Raw genomic sequence first — 12,856 nt, 5'->3', positions numbered from 1 at the left:
GTTTATAATAAAGCCAATACCGACGAATATTATCATTCTAACGTATTGGCTTTTTTACATTAAACGAATATTAAAAGTAGGAATAACCATGCTAAAAAAAATCATTACCACCAGCTTGTTAGTGATTACAGGCATCAGTTTTACCACTTCTTGTGCATTCGCTGCTAACATCACAGACCTCAATAGCGCAGTTGAAAATAGTCGTCATTTACTTGAAGGCGAAACATTCACTTTAGATCACCCCTGCCGTTTTTTTAATGACTACAGTTACAAACTCTATCACTGCCAAGCAATGATCGCTCCGCTCGCATTAATTAAAGACAAAACTTTAGCAGCAACAACAGAAACAGATAACCTTTTACATCGCCAAATTGCATTTGTACGAAAAGAAGGCGGATTTGCAATATTTCGATTGTTGCCAATTTCAAAGCAACCTATTACTGAAGATGGTGATAACGACAGCAGCTATACTCCACCTGCTGCAGCTAAAAAACAATTATCCTTTTTAGGCTTTAAAGGCAGTGAAAAAGAATAAAAATGAGTTAAAAATCGCTCATCTTACTCAACTAAATAGCTCAATTATTCACCATGAAAACACTTTGCTATGATCCTATAAATAATTCAATAAAATTGGTACGTCTTTAGTCAAACTCGATTTAGAATACGCAGCAATTATCCTGTTGCGTCGTTTCTAGACTAAATTGTGAGTCCAATTTTTACCCGTTATGATAGAACATAAAATTGAACAATGGGGCATTCGCCGCGTTGAAAAGCACCTTAATCGTCCACCTCTTTTTACTCATATTTCAGATAAAAGACTCTGTCAACTTTGTGTTGGCTTATCGTTTTTCATTGGTTTCATGACAACGTTTGTTATTGTTGCCTTTGAAATCTATCTTGAACTCTTAGGTGAGAATTGGCTCGCGTGGGATAACCTCGGTAGGCTAATAATAATCAATATTGTCTTCATTGGCTTAGAATTATTACTTTTATTTGAAATCGGTTTTATCACTACCGCGCTACTAATCAATCGTGCCAGTGCTAAGAACCATTTTTGTGACAAAATGAAAGCATCATTAGTTCGTGCGGTAATGGAACTCTCAGAACCCATTGATAATATTCACGGCATTAAACCTTATAAAGCACTCAGTAAATTTCGCTATATCAAAGTCGCTCTTTATTCTGGTAAAGATATTCTAAGTAACTTTGTGATCAAAGCGGTGCTACAAAAATCAATATCGCGCAGCAGCGTTCGCGTTTATATACCACTCATTTCGACCTTAATTACCGGTTTTTGGGATGCATGGGTTCAACAAAAAGCACTGCGTGAAGTAAGACTACGGATTTCAGCACGCATTTATGTGCTTAATCAAGTATCGCACCACCAGCAAAAGCCAGTATCAATAACATATCGCACTGCGCTATTACGCAGTATTGCTGTACGCCAAAGCTATAAACAAGAATGTGATGTTAATTTAGAATTATTCTATGACGAAATCTATAAACAAGCCCCAATTACACTAACAGACATTGAATCACCGACGTTGCTATTACAAAGTTTAAGCCTATTAAATCCTGCAGAATATAACGAGGTCATTACTATACTGACCACCTTGCTCTTCTTTCGACAGCGCCTAACAGCCAATGAGAAAAAGCTCTTGATTCAATGTGGGATTATTCAACGCCAGAAAATCAATCCTCTCTTAGCGTAACAGCTTCAATTACGGGTTGTTTACTGCTTAGTGTAAGAGTAAACAACCCTCTTTTTTAATTACCACTCATTTATTTATCTCTTTACAATTAAGATTAAAGCATCAGCAATACATTTTCAGACCATATTTAAATCAATTAGCTGGTAAATTAATCACAACTAAGAATAACAAAAAAAGATTTACTGTCTTTAATTGTTACATCGTCTACATAAACAAAAAAAAGCTCGATTTCGAACGTTCGAATGCTCATTTTGTATGATCTTGTCACATTTCTAAACTAACCTAAGTATTATTATCCGTCTAAATCTTCTAATACGAAAAATAGGTTAGTAATGAAAACTTTAATAGCTCATCGTGGTATGTCTTCTCTTGCTCCAGAAAATACATTATCCGCATTTTCATTATGTAAAGATAATGGTGTTCAATGGTTTGAATGCGATGTAGACATTTTACAAGACGGTACTGTTATTATTTCTCATGACGATACATTAGATCGTTGCACTGATAAAAGTGGTCGTCTATTTGATATTAGTCATGCAGATCTATCTTCTATTGATGCTGGAAGTTGGTTTAGTGATGATTACATCAATGAGCGTTTACCTACCATTCAAGAGTTAATTTCATTAGTAAACGAAAAAGAATTAAACCTTAATATTGAAATTAAATCATGCTCTGAAAGTGCAGAATTAAGTCATCTTCTCATTAAGAATTTAATCGCAGCATTAACCGAATTAAATCCAGATCGAGAACTTATTGTTTCAAGTTTTAATCATCTCGTATTATCTGAATTTAAACGTCAAAGCCCAACAACTAAGGTGGCTTGTTTATTTGAAAGCCATACGCTATGGGATGATTGGAATTCAATCATTGAATGGTGTCAGGCCGATTATATTCACCCAGAAGAAAAAGGGCTAACACGTGAAATGGTCAATAAATTCAAGGCTTCGGGTATTAAAGTAAATGTATGGACAGTAAATGATTTAGCACGAGCAAATGAATTATTTAACTGGGGTGTGGATGGAATTTGTACTGATATTGCACATAAATTTCCATCAAAATACAAATCTCAAAATTAATAAATTCTAAAATAAGAGTACGAATATGACGTTATTTGAAAAAATAGGCTTCACGAGTAGAAACCAATTATTCGGTTTCTTTTCTGTTGTAATGTCAGGGCAAATTATTTACTCGGCATTTGAAGCATTCAAAGGAACATTCTACAATTTATTATTAGAAGTTTTACAGATAGATAATACCCAAATGGGAATATTATTTACCTTGATCGGTTCTGCTATGTTTTTTTATATACCAGCAGGATGGGTCAACAACCGTTTTTCTGTAAAATCAATTTTAATGACCAGTTTAACCATCCGTTTTATAAGTATGATGGTTATTATTTTCTTAGAACCTGGATTTAGTGTTTTAGTTATCATTGCCGGTATTTGGGGGCTTGTTGATGCCGCATTTTGGCCGTCAGTTGTTAACGGCGTAACATTAATGTCAGGTGCTAAAAATAAAGGTATGGCATTTGGCTTATTAGAATCTGTTCGCCGTGCTGCTGAAATGAGTATGAACGCCGCTATTGTTGGTATCATGGCATTAGTCGGAGGTTCTATTCTAGTATTCCAAGGCGCTATTGTTTTTTATACCTTACTAATTTTACCAATGATCTTTTGTGTGTGGAAATTTGTTCCTGATAATCACATGGAGATAAAACAAGGTGAAAGTAAAAATAAACAAGCACTTAAAGGACTTTTTCATGTCTTAAAAATGCCAACAGTGTGGCTTGCTGCAATTACGTCTCTTACCGTATATTGGATTTATATCACACTAATTTATACAGTACCTTATCTACAAGCTGTATTTGGTTTAACAACAGCACAAGCCGCTATTTTTGGTATTATTAATACAGGTGCAATGGGTGTTATTGCTGGGTTAGTTGCTGGCTCTATTGCTGACTTTGTATTTAAATCATCCATTAAAATGATGTTTTGTGCATTAGGACTAACAGTAATTTGTTTAGGTATAACCATTTTATTACCTAAAACAGAAGGCATGCTTATGATTAACATGGTGTTATTAATGTGTTTCTCATTTAGTATATTTCTTGCAAAAGGCATCATTCTTGCCCCTGTTGCAGAAGCTGGTGTACCTAAAGATTATAGCGGTTCAGCGATGAGTGTTGGCTCTTTTGCGGCTTATGCTTCTGTTTTTTGGGCGTACGCTCTAAATGGCTGGATCATTGATACTTACCCTGCAGTTCAAGCCTACCAGATGATTTTTGGTATAGGGCTAACTGTTGCTATCCTTGGCATGATTTGTTCACTCATTCTGATTTCAATGAAGAAGAAAAATGAAGGTAAACTTATTCATGCAGAAGCATAAATAATACAGCAAAAACCTCCAATTAAAGTCTCAATATATTTTTATATATTGAGACTTTGTCATTTTTACTATTACAAAATAAAATGAATTAACTCATCAATATTGCTAGCAGTATTTTATTCTTCTTTACTTTGCATTTGCTTTTTAAGACGAGCTAAGTTGATTGGGTTTGAGCGAACAGTAAAAGTAATATGTTCATACTCATACTCTTCTTTGGTCACACTCATGCTTGAGCGAATTTCACCAATAATTCCGTTGGCAGTGTATGGCACGATGATTTCATCTTCGATCATCTCATCTTGTGCAATATTAACGATATATTGATGTAATTTAGTAATATCCGCCGGATTACGAGTCGATGTCATGATCGCATCAGGGAACTCAGCCATCAATGCTTGTTGTTGCTCGATACTCAATTGGTCTGATTTATTTAACACCAATTGTTTCGGAATATCATCCACACCGACTTCGTGTAGCACTTCATGAACCACATCAAGCTGTGAACGAAAAGAAGGATCAGAGGCATCAACCACATATAGCAATAATGAAGCATCATGCGCTTCTGCCAATGTTGAATGGAATGACGCGACTAAATCGTGCGGAAGCTTCTTAATAAAACCGACGGTATCAGAAACTAAAATACGTGGTTGAGTAATTGGCTGTAATGCACGTACAGTAGTATCTAGCGTCGCAAACAATTTGTTTTCAACTAATACTTCACTGCCTGTTAAGGCACGCATCATTGATGACTTACCCGCATTGGTATAACCCACTAACGCGACACAGAACAATTCTGAACGTTGCGCACGACGGCCTTTAAGTTCATCTTGCACACTAGCAAGTTCACGTCTTAACTCTGCGAGTTGGTCACGGATTTTACGACGATCAAGTTCAAGTGTGGTTTCACCTGCACCTTTACCCATTTGACGTTCTTTGTTACCACTGGTTGATTCACGTAAACGTGGCGCTAGATAGTTCAGGCGGGCAATTTCAACTTGTAGTCGTGCTGTTCGAGTACGCGCATGGCGACTAAAAATTTCAATAATAATACCGGTGCGATCAAATACCTCGACACCTAATTGATTTTCAACATTACGTAATTGTGATGGACTTAAATCACAATCAAAAACGACGACATCAGCACTACCAAAAGGTAAATCTTCAGAAGGTAGTTCGCTAAAAAGCATCTCATCAACAATGTCATCATCATCATCATCGAAATCATCCACAAAGCCTTGGTTACCCGTAAGATGCGCTATTTCAGCCATCTTGCCAGAGCCAAGTACATTCATACGTTGGGTTGAACTGAGTTTTTGTGATTGTGTTCCCACAACTTTAAAACCAAGCGTGGTAACAAGACGAGCTAATTCAGCCAGTGATGCTTTGGCTTCATCACCTTTAAATTGCGGTGTTTGGATTGAAATAAGTAATGCACGGTTTTGTGAGGCTTTTGCTGTTAATTGCATAATTTTCTATACGTGCACATACGCGCACCCTATTTTTATATTTGTTTCATCCTACGCTGTTATCAATCAGCTTTATATAAAAATAGACTGTCGTTTAGGTTATCACTTAACCATCTTCACCTTTTTCTCCTCTTTTCGAAGATAACGCTGAGTATTAGCCGCTAATATTGCTGTTAATTGCGCTATCGGCATTTGATGGTGTTTAGCCAAAGCTGCAATCACCGTAACCACCATATTTGGTTCACCAACCTCTCCGTTATATTTACATGGCGCATCAGATTCAACTAACATCATTGATAACGGTATAGTTTGCACAAATAGCCAATAGTGATCATCAACAAAAATCCACGGACTCACCGAGATAAAATGTCCCAGTTGATATAACAGTGCTAATTGTGATGCTGAGCCTTCATACCAATGGAATAAAGCCCCCGTTACACCATATCGTTGTAATATTGGCAGTGCTAGCGCAATATCGTCCTCCACAACATGCAAATTGATCGGTAAATTATAATCCGCAGCAATAGCAACAAAACGAGCCATTAATTGTGCGCCCTGCTGTTTTAGCTGTCGCTTTTCGATCGTCGTTTTGTGATCAAGATAAAAAAACGGTATCCCAATTTCACCAATACCACTTAACAAACCATGATGCTGATGAATCAAAGCTATCACCGCTTCTATCATCGTTTCATCACAATTTACTTCAGGGTGAACGCCTAAAAATAATTCAACCCCATCAGGATACTGCTGCTTTAATCTCAATAACTGTTGAGCACTATCAAGAGTCATTGATACCGCCCCTATTTTATTACCAGCAGCAATAAAAGCAGCAATATTTTCAGGTGTAACAGATTCTAAATGGCAATGGATATCAGTGATCATTATTTATATCTATCAAGTAAAACACATACCATACGCAAAATATTATTAAGTAGCTATCTCAACCAAATGCATAAAAAGTAAATAATAAAAAACCCTCTATTAACTTAAATATTAATAAAGGGTTTCCTCGTTATATTATTCATTTATTTTCACTGGATAATACAATGTGTTTATTTAGCGGTAGCAACGACACCTGTAGAAGGAGCAACCGCAGGTGTCGTCTCTTTTGCTGGTGTTACAACATGATCACTTAGTTTAACTTGCGTTGGCGAAGTAATCCCAGCGTGCTGAAATTGCTGTTGCATTGCTAACATTTGCTGTTGTTGCTGCTGCATTAACTTCGCCATATTAACTTGCATGGTATTAAAATCACTTGGGCTACCCATTGTATTCCAAGAATTAGCAAACGCTTGATTCATTTCAAGTTGTTGTTTCTGCATCGCATCAAAAAAACGCTTATCTACTTTTTGATTATGGCCATGACCTTGAAATTGAACAATTTCGTAATGGAATGGCCCTTGTGGTGTTTGCAATACACCCTTAGTTACACTTTTCTCACCATCTTTGGTTTTGATCGTATTGGTCGTTTGATCAGGCAACACTTTAGTATTAGCTTTTGCCATCATTTGGCGATCAACACTTTGGATCCAACCTGTATTACCATTTGTAGAATCGCCTACTTTTTCCCAGCCATTATTTTGATAAATAGTGATTAGCGGCACATCTGATTTTATTGTTTCAACAACAGGAGAAGTAACGCTTGGGTTTTCATATACCTTAATCGTTTGAATACTTGTGTCAGCCCATGCTGCAGTACTTATACAAGTCGCTGCGATAATACCTGTAATTGCCATAGCTAAACGTTTCATACCAACCTCTGCTGTATATTTATATAACTTAAAAATAATTTAAAAACTGGGTGTATAAATATATCAATTGAGCATAGCTATATTAAGCAATAAAAATGAACTCAAAATGAATAATGGCTTCTTTGGTTCATCTATAATAATACGAAAATGAAATATGACTAACTAAAAAAGATCATTACATTTTGTTTTTCTTTTATAAAAAGATTAATTATTCACAAAAAATAAATAAAGCTCTGTCACTATTTTATTTATAATGACAGAGCCTATTTTAATCTTGTTTAATAATAATTTCACGAGGATATTTTTTTTCTTTTTGATAAATATCATACTCAGAAGTCCCTTGTCCTAAATCGTCAATAGGAGCTTCAGTTGCAATTTCAACACTAACGCCAAACTCATGTTCACGCGCTTTAAATGCATCAAAAATAGCTTTTTCTGCTGGTGTTAATTGAGTAAGATCTTTACCTTCAAGTGCTAATATTTGATCAAGAAGTTTTTTATCTGCAGGAGACATAATTACTACCCTTAATAATTTAGTTATAATAAAAACAATCCGATCAAATAAGATACGCCATTAGACTTAATATACTAGTGACTTATGTTGTAGAACATGAGCAATTAATTTTCATTTGTGATCATTTATTTTGTTATATTTGAATTCATTCCTTGTGTAATTAACTGACGCAACCATTGATGACTCGAATCTAAATCAAAGTGTTTATTCCATAATAGCAGGTAACCTCCAGGCTCTAGTTCAATAGGAATAGGACGACTGACAAGCTCGGTTTGATCAATCATTGCTAATGCTGCAGCTGAGGGATAGCACATAAAAAGATCACTTTGCTCACAGAGTTTTACTGCTGCATAAAAATCGGTCATATTAACGGCATTATCGAGCTGCTTATTATCAAGCGCTAATATTTCATCAAGTAACCACCGTTTTAGTCCCCCGATGCTAACTTGCAAATGTCGATATTTTAAAAAGACTTCCAGATCCCAAGGTGCATTTAATGCAGGATGTCCTTTACGCATCAAACATACCGGATAATCCCGTGCTAACTCGATATAATTCAATGAAGGTGGCACATTACGATAATGACTAGATGAACGCTGATCCCACTCAAAAATACCGATTCCGAAATCAATTTCACACCGTAATAATCGCTGTAAACTATCATCATTCCATGTTTGACTGGTTAAGCTAATATCAGGTGCTTGCTGTAACAACTGTGGCATAAAGCGGGGATAAGTTAATGAATAAGCTGTTTCAACTAAATCAATATGAAATTGGCGTTGGCTTAACGCAGGATCAAATACTTCAGCCCGCGTTAACTGATTAATTTGTTGTAAAATATCATAAACTGAATCGGATAATGACAGCGCTTTCGGTGTCGGCCGTAAACCATAAGGTGTCCGTTCAAATAAAGGATCCGCAAATGTCTGACGTAATTTAGCTAACTGCTTACTCACCGCTGATTGACTAAGATGAAGTCGAGCTGCAGCGGCGGTAACACTTTGTTCTTCCAATAATACATTCAATATACGTAACAGGTTTATATCAAAGTTCTTCATTTACAGCGCCCTTAACAACGATCGACTTTATACATTAATCAACTCAACATCATGCCGACTATACTCGACCACGTAGATGTTGATGCGCTGCATCTGAGATATCATTACCCCATGCCTGTCGTTGTAATTGTTGCGCTGCGACTAAAGTTGAACCTGAACCAAAAAAAGGATCCGCGACAATATCTCCTTCAACAGAGCTTTGCTCGATTAATGTTTTTATCAATGTCACTGGTTTTTCTGTTGGATAACCACGATAAACACGCTTAAATTCAAGTACGTCCGGAATAGATAAATTGGTTAATTTACGCTTACCTTTTTCAAAGAAAAGAATAAATTCATAACGAGCTCGATAATGATATCCCATACCAATCGCCACTTTATCCCACACGATTGGTTTCCAAAATTTAAATCCAACCTGTTCTGCGATAGGTTTAATATAAAACATCGTTTCCTGATCGCAAAAAAGGTAAAAATGACTATTAGGCTTTAAAACACGATAAGCTTGTTCTAATAATATTTGAAAACGTTGATTGGGAAAAATATCAAACCACTGATTACTTGAGGATTTACTATTTTTAAGACGTGTGGTTGTGCCTATTTTTCGATGCTTTTCTAACGATTCATACGGAGGATCAGTAATCAAAAGATCGATACTATTATCCGCTAATGAAGACAGCCACTCGACGGCATCTTGTTGATATAATTGCATTGAGAAACCCACACTGAACATTAAAAAACAATAATGCCTACACATTATGCATAGGCATTACTTTCGCTAAGTGTTGTAGCAAAAAAAACGTAATATAGATAGCAACAAACAATTAAACGTCGGTAATTTTAATCAACTGTGCTATTTACCACCATTGTGAGTTTTCTTGCTTCACGTCGACAAAGCGGTGTTAATAATGTCATATTATTTTTTATAAAATTATCAACAAAAGTAAAATCGATTTGGCTATAAGCATTTAATACTTGCCCCATCGCTTGTTGAACCAACATTGATTTATCAGCCGCAAGATATAAAATAGTATCACTCAATAAGGCAACATCCATTTGTTGCTTATGATGTAACTGCGCTAACACTGAGGCTCGCTTTAACCATACGCTGTCTGACTCTCGCCACTGAATAAGATAGCGTTGTAAGCTTTTATCTTGCAGCATTATCTTGCCAATCAGGTTACTCACAAGACGATCCAAAATATCAACGTTATCAGCCGTTTCTAACATTTCAAGATATACATGAAAAGAGGCTATTGTTTGATATTCAGGATAATACTCACCAGCATCTAATGCTAAATAGCGTTCCTCTCGATAAACGCCCGACCATAACCATAGTAACAAACGGTGATAATCTTCAATATTATCAATACTAGTATGTGCAATCGCTAATTGAAATATTTTATGACGCTTTTCTGGACTAACACCATAAAAAGGTTGCTGACTATTAAGATCATACTGCATTTTTTTTGCAACAAGTGTGCTGCCTTCTGCCGCTAAATGCTGCTGCATAAGGATAACCATTGGTATAACTAATGACATAGCCGTTCCTCTTTGTTATCTCTCATTACTGCTGAGCATTAAGGCATGTAATGGTTAATAACTTTATTATAATCAATATTGTTATGTTTTTTGATTGATAAAAACAAGTCTTCTGACTTTTTCATATTGCGAGCTAAATCTCAAATCATTTATGCAACTTTCAAGTAATTTATACCTCTCAAATACGAACAATAATCAAAATGAATTACATTTGCATTTTAAGTTTGCATTTATTTAAGTTTAAAACGATAACGATTCTCATTAGTATTCACAAAAATTATCCTATACAGGTATCCTTGTGAAAACTAAGCTGAAATTCCTTACATTTTGTGCTGTTACTTTTTGGTCATTACACTCTTTTGCAGCCACTTATCCTGTTACCATTACCAATGTAGCAGGACGCACCATTACGTTTAACCACCAGCCTCAAAATATTGCTCTTTCAACTAGCCGTATTTTTCCATTGCTTGAAATTATTTATCAACAAAATGCAGAACAAACCTTTGAAGAAATGAATAAGCAATTTGGTCATCGCATAATTAGTGGTGATTTTGGCCAAAATAACGTTAAGGCTATGCAGTAATGACCTCAATTCTACTTGAGTTAAACACACATAACATTCGTAATCGTAATAAGAAAGTGGCTTTAGCGGCTTTCTTGGTACTTAGTATTATTTGTGTTATCGCTGATATTTTTATTGGTTCACAAGGGCTGACTTTTACTCAAGTAATCCACGCGCTTATTCATCCTCAGACCAGTAATATTGCGAGTAAAATTATTGTCTGGGATATTCGTATGCCAATGGCATTGATGGCGCCATTAATCGGGGGAGCTTTAGCCTTAGCTGGTGCACAAATGCAGACGACATTGAATAATCCCCTTGCTGATCCTTATACATTTGGTGTTTCAGCCGCAGCAGGATTTGGTGCATCTTTAGTCATCACCAATGTTGTTGTGATCCCCTTTATTCCTGCGCAATATCAAATAGCGTTAATGGCATTTTTAATGTGCTTATTAACCACTTTTTTAATTGCCGCTATTTCATCAGTAAAACGGATTTCAATTGAAGGGGTGATGTTATTTGGTATTGCCGTCATGTTTGCTTATGACAGTTTACTGACCATGATGCAATATGTTGCCAGTGAGACTCAACTACAAACTTTGGTCTTTTGGCAAATGGGATCACTCGATCGCGGCAGTTGGGCAAAAATCACTGTTCTTGCTATTGTTTTACCCATTGTGTTGTTGATCATGATGAAAGACGCTTGGCAATTATCAACCCTTAAAATTGGTCATGAACGAGCTCAAGCGATGGGAGTTAATGTTAAACGTTTACGCATTAAAACCTTATTATTGGTATCGGTGATCACATCGCTCGCGGTGTCATTTGTTGGGGCCGTTGGCTTTGTTGGGCTGGTTGCTCCTCATATTGCTCGTATGGTCTTAGGCGAAGATCAACGTTACTTCTTACCCGCCTCATTCCTTGTCGGTGCGGTATTGCTTGAGCTTGCATCTATCGCCAGTAAAAGCATTATGCCCGGCATTATTTTGCCGTTAACCGTCGTGATGTCGATCATTGGCATTCCTTTCTTTATCTATTTAATCATTAAAAAAGGTGGACGTTTTTAATGGCGCTTACAATTAATGATATTTCAGTCACATTTGACGATAAAATAATCTTAGATAACTTATCGTTACCCACTATTGGGCTAGGTGAAATGGTGGCAATTATTGGTAAAAATGGTGCGGGTAAATCAACATTACTACGTCATATTACCCAAAATCTACGTCAGCATTCACAGCAAATTTTATTACATGGTAAGCCACTCACGTTAGAAAATATTGGCTATTTACCTCAAGATCATCGCATTTCAGCGACCATTACTGTGGTTGAATTATTGATCACTACCTTAAATATGGGATCACATTCTTTATTTGCCAAAGCAAACAGCGCCGAAAAAAGCTTACAATTATTAAAGCAAATGGGAATTTTACACTTAGCGAATAAGATTTGTACGGAATTATCAGGAGGTGAAAGCCAAATGGTAGGACTTGCGCAAGCTGTTATTAACCAACCCAAAGTGCTTATACTTGATGAACCAACCTCTGCTCTTGATATGCATAACCAAATGAAACTTCTTGATTTTGTAAGGAAATATAGCCAAGAGAGCCAAGCTTGCATCTTAATGGTGATCCACGACCTCAATTTAGCCATTCAATATTCAACCAAAGTTGCAGCGTTACACCAAGGTCAACTTTTTGCTTATGGCGATCCAATAACGACTATTACACCGCCTCTAATTTGGTCGGTATTTGATGTTGACTCACACGTTGCCATTATCGATGATCGACCAATTGTTGTTGTAAAATCGTCCCAAAAAAACGTCTTTAATATAGCTCATTAGATGTATTACTCTTAAATAGCCGATAT

The 12,856-nt window shown here is 36.2% G+C and carries 14 protein-coding genes; 7 read left to right on the top strand and 7 right to left on the bottom strand.

Going from position 1 to position 12,856, the window contains the following annotated elements; genetic code table 11:
- Window positions 1–88: 88 nt before the first annotated feature.
- The 4 genes from OC457_RS18955 to OC457_RS18940 all read left to right on the top strand — a co-directional run bounded on the left by OC457_RS18955 (window position 89) and on the right by OC457_RS18940 (window position 4,097).
- Entirely contained in the window at window positions 89–535 is a 447-nt protein-coding gene (locus tag OC457_RS18955) for a hypothetical protein (RefSeq protein ID WP_080173839.1), read from the top strand.
- Window positions 536–725: 190 nt separating this feature from the next.
- Complete coding sequence (locus OC457_RS18950; RefSeq protein WP_080173840.1) at window positions 726–1,712, top strand: LBF_2804 family protein; 987 nt, start codon at window positions 726–728, stop codon at window positions 1,710–1,712.
- 332 nt (window positions 1,713–2,044) lie between these two features.
- Window positions 2,045–2,788, top strand: a complete 744-nt coding sequence (locus tag OC457_RS18945) for a glycerophosphodiester phosphodiesterase family protein (RefSeq protein WP_080173841.1) — start codon at window positions 2,045–2,047, stop codon at window positions 2,786–2,788.
- A 25-nt stretch (window positions 2,789–2,813) separates the two neighbouring features.
- On the top strand, window positions 2,814–4,097 hold the full coding sequence (locus tag OC457_RS18940) for an MFS transporter (RefSeq protein ID WP_080173842.1): 1,284 nt from the start codon (window positions 2,814–2,816) through the stop codon (window positions 4,095–4,097).
- 116 nt (window positions 4,098–4,213) lie between these two features.
- Here the strand turns inward: OC457_RS18940 and hflX are convergent, their stop codons facing one another.
- The 7 genes from hflX to OC457_RS18905 all read right to left on the bottom strand — a co-directional run bounded on the left by hflX (window position 4,214) and on the right by OC457_RS18905 (window position 10,425).
- Window positions 4,214–5,563, bottom strand: a complete 1,350-nt coding sequence (hflX, locus tag OC457_RS18935) for a GTPase HflX (protein WP_080173843.1) — start codon at window positions 5,561–5,563, stop codon at window positions 4,214–4,216.
- Window positions 5,564–5,665: 102 nt separating this feature from the next.
- Window positions 5,666–6,445 carry a TatD family hydrolase gene (locus OC457_RS18930; protein WP_080173844.1) on the bottom strand — a complete coding sequence of 260 codons (780 nt, stop codon included), beginning with the start codon at window positions 6,443–6,445 and terminating at the stop codon, window positions 5,666–5,668.
- A gap of 170 nt (window positions 6,446–6,615) precedes the next feature.
- A complete protein-coding gene (locus OC457_RS18925; RefSeq protein ID WP_080173845.1) occupies window positions 6,616–7,314 on the bottom strand; it encodes an SH3 domain-containing protein in 699 nt (232 codons plus the stop codon).
- Window positions 7,315–7,582: 268 nt separating this feature from the next.
- Window positions 7,583–7,828 (bottom strand): hypothetical protein, encoded by a 246-nt coding sequence (locus tag OC457_RS18920; protein ID WP_080173846.1) that lies wholly within the window; start codon window positions 7,826–7,828, stop codon window positions 7,583–7,585.
- 125 nt (window positions 7,829–7,953) lie between these two features.
- Window positions 7,954–8,886, bottom strand: a complete 933-nt coding sequence (locus OC457_RS18915; RefSeq protein WP_080173847.1) for a LysR family transcriptional regulator — start codon at window positions 8,884–8,886, stop codon at window positions 7,954–7,956.
- Between the two features lie 58 nt (window positions 8,887–8,944).
- Window positions 8,945–9,595, bottom strand: coding sequence for a DNA-methyltransferase (locus tag OC457_RS18910; protein ID WP_080174005.1), 651 nt, complete (start codon window positions 9,593–9,595; stop codon window positions 8,945–8,947).
- 128 nt (window positions 9,596–9,723) lie between these two features.
- On the bottom strand, window positions 9,724–10,425 hold the full coding sequence (locus OC457_RS18905) for a DNA alkylation repair protein (RefSeq protein WP_080173848.1): 702 nt from the start codon (window positions 10,423–10,425) through the stop codon (window positions 9,724–9,726).
- Between the two features lie 298 nt (window positions 10,426–10,723).
- Between OC457_RS18905 and OC457_RS18900 the strand changes: the two genes are divergently transcribed.
- The 3 genes from OC457_RS18900 to OC457_RS18890 are packed head-to-tail and all read left to right on the top strand — an operon-like array spanning window position 10,724 to window position 12,830.
- Entirely contained in the window at window positions 10,724–11,008 is a 285-nt protein-coding gene (locus OC457_RS18900) for a hypothetical protein (RefSeq protein ID WP_306341381.1), read from the top strand.
- Window positions 11,008–12,054, top strand: coding sequence for a FecCD family ABC transporter permease (locus tag OC457_RS18895; protein ID WP_080173849.1), 1,047 nt, complete (start codon window positions 11,008–11,010; stop codon window positions 12,052–12,054). Before OC457_RS18900 ends, OC457_RS18895 begins: the two co-directional genes overlap by 1 nt.
- On the top strand, window positions 12,054–12,830 hold the full coding sequence (locus OC457_RS18890; protein WP_080173850.1) for an ABC transporter ATP-binding protein: 777 nt from the start codon (window positions 12,054–12,056) through the stop codon (window positions 12,828–12,830). The genes OC457_RS18895 and OC457_RS18890 overlap by 1 nt, the downstream gene beginning before the upstream one ends.
- Window positions 12,831–12,856 lie beyond the last annotated feature (26 nt).

The sequence above is a fragment of the Photobacterium toruni genome, from assembly GCF_024529955.1.
GTDB classification, from domain to species: Bacteria; Pseudomonadota; Gammaproteobacteria; order Enterobacterales; family Vibrionaceae; genus Photobacterium; species Photobacterium toruni.
This window is presented reverse-complemented; position numbering and strand designations above follow the sequence as displayed.

Bases quoted from the DNA above. Each gene is read 5' to 3' on its own strand.
- OC457_RS18950 (WP_080173840.1), top strand. From the start codon at position 726: ATGATAGAACATAAAATTGAACAATGGGGCATTCGCCGCGTTGAAAAG.
- OC457_RS18905 (WP_080173848.1), bottom strand. From the start codon at position 10,425: ATGTCATTAGTTATACCAATGGTTATCCTTATGCAGCAGCATTTAGCG.
- OC457_RS18910 (WP_080174005.1), bottom strand. From the start codon at position 9,595: ATGCAATTATATCAACAAGATGCCGTCGAGTGGCTGTCTTCATTAGCG.
- OC457_RS18925 (WP_080173845.1), bottom strand. From the start codon at position 7,314: ATGAAACGTTTAGCTATGGCAATTACAGGTATTATCGCAGCGACTTGT.
- OC457_RS18940 (WP_080173842.1), top strand. From the start codon at position 2,814: ATGACGTTATTTGAAAAAATAGGCTTCACGAGTAGAAACCAATTATTC.
- OC457_RS18895 (WP_080173849.1), top strand. From the start codon at position 11,008: ATGACCTCAATTCTACTTGAGTTAAACACACATAACATTCGTAATCGT.
- OC457_RS18920 (WP_080173846.1), bottom strand. From the start codon at position 7,828: ATGTCTCCTGCAGATAAAAAACTTCTTGATCAAATATTAGCACTTGAA.
- OC457_RS18930 (WP_080173844.1), bottom strand. From the start codon at position 6,445: ATGATCACTGATATCCATTGCCATTTAGAATCTGTTACACCTGAAAAT.
- hflX (WP_080173843.1), bottom strand. From the start codon at position 5,563: ATGCAATTAACAGCAAAAGCCTCACAAAACCGTGCATTACTTATTTCA.
- OC457_RS18890 (WP_080173850.1), top strand. From the start codon at position 12,054: ATGGCGCTTACAATTAATGATATTTCAGTCACATTTGACGATAAAATA.
- OC457_RS18945 (WP_080173841.1), top strand. From the start codon at position 2,045: ATGAAAACTTTAATAGCTCATCGTGGTATGTCTTCTCTTGCTCCAGAA.
- OC457_RS18915 (WP_080173847.1), bottom strand. From the start codon at position 8,886: ATGAAGAACTTTGATATAAACCTGTTACGTATATTGAATGTATTATTG.
- OC457_RS18955 (WP_080173839.1), top strand. From the start codon at position 89: ATGCTAAAAAAAATCATTACCACCAGCTTGTTAGTGATTACAGGCATC.